The 1,285-nt window shown below is 70.0% G+C and carries 1 protein-coding gene; it reads left to right on the forward strand.

The window, feature by feature from the left end:
- Positions 1-1,285 (forward strand): beta-ketoacyl synthase N-terminal-like domain-containing protein (locus tag AB0J33_RS31160; protein ID WP_363618739.1); only part of this gene is annotated, 1,285 nt, incomplete at both ends.

The following is a 1,285-nucleotide window of genomic DNA, read 5'->3' on the forward strand; positions in this document are numbered from 1 at the left end:
CCATGCAGTTGGCGGCGAGCCCGGCCGAGACCGACGGATACGGCACCGGGACCAGCGGAAGCGTGGCCTCGGGGCGGGTGGCGTACACGTTGGGCCTGGAGGGCCCGGCGGTGTCGGTGGACACGGCGTGTTCATCGTCGTTGGTCACGGTGCATCTGGCGGCGCAGGCGTTGCGGTCGGGTGAGTGTTCGATGGCCCTGGCCGGCGGTGTGACGGTGATGGCCACTCCGGGTGCGTTCGTGGAGTTTTCCCGGCAGGGTGGGTTGGCCGCGGATGGGCGGTGTAAACCGTTCGCGGACGCGGCTGACGGTACGGGTTGGGGTGAGGGCATCGGGGTTGTGGTGTTGGAGCGGTTGTCCGATGCCCGTCGGCGGGGGCATCAGGTGTTGGCGGTGTTGCGGGGCAGCGCGGTCAACCAGGACGGCGCTTCCAACGGGTTGAGTGCTCCGAATGGGCCGTCGCAGCAGCGGGTGATCCGCCAGGCGTTGGCCAACGCGCGGTTGACGCCGGGCGAGGTGGACGTGGTGGAGGCGCACGGCACGGGCACCACGCTGGGCGACCCGATCGAAGCACAAGCGCTGATCGCCGTCTACGGGCAGGACCGGCCCGCGGACCAACCGCTGCGGCTTGGATCGGTGAAGTCGAACATCGGCCACACCCAGGCAGCAGCAGGCGTCGCCGGGATCATCAAGATGATCCTCGCGATGCGCCACGGGCTGATGCCCAAGACACTGCACGTGGACGCCCCGTCCTCGCACGTGGACTGGTCGACCGGATCGGTGCGACTACTGACCGAGGCCACCCCATGGCCGGCCAACGGTAGGCCACGACGCGCCGGGGTGTCCTCGTTCGGGATCAGCGGCACCAACGCCCACCTCATCCTCGAAGAAGCCGAACCCGCACCCGCACCGGACACGGGGTTGGGTGATGAACCGGCTCCGCTGCCGGCCGACGGGGTGGTGCCGTGGTTGTTGTCGGCTAAGACCGAGACGGCGTTGCGGGCGCAGGCGCAGCGGTTGGCCGGGTTCGTGGCTGACCGGCCCGAGCTAGGGCCGGTTCCGGTAGGGCGGGCGTTGGCGGGCCGGTCGGTGTTCGCCCATCGGGGTGTGGTGCTTGGTCAGCATCGGTCGGTGTTGGTGGATGGGTTGCAGGCGTTGGCCGCGGGTGTTCAGGCGCCGGGGGTGGTTGCGGGGGTCGCGGGGTCGGGTCGGCTGGCGGTGGTGTTTTCCGGGCAGGGTAGCCAGCGGATCGGGATGGGCCGGGGCTTGTATGAGGCGTATCCGGT

The sequence above is a fragment of the Micromonospora sp. NPDC049645 genome (assembly GCF_040675155.1).
Taxonomy (GTDB): Bacteria; Actinomycetota; Actinomycetes; order Mycobacteriales; family Micromonosporaceae; genus Micromonospora.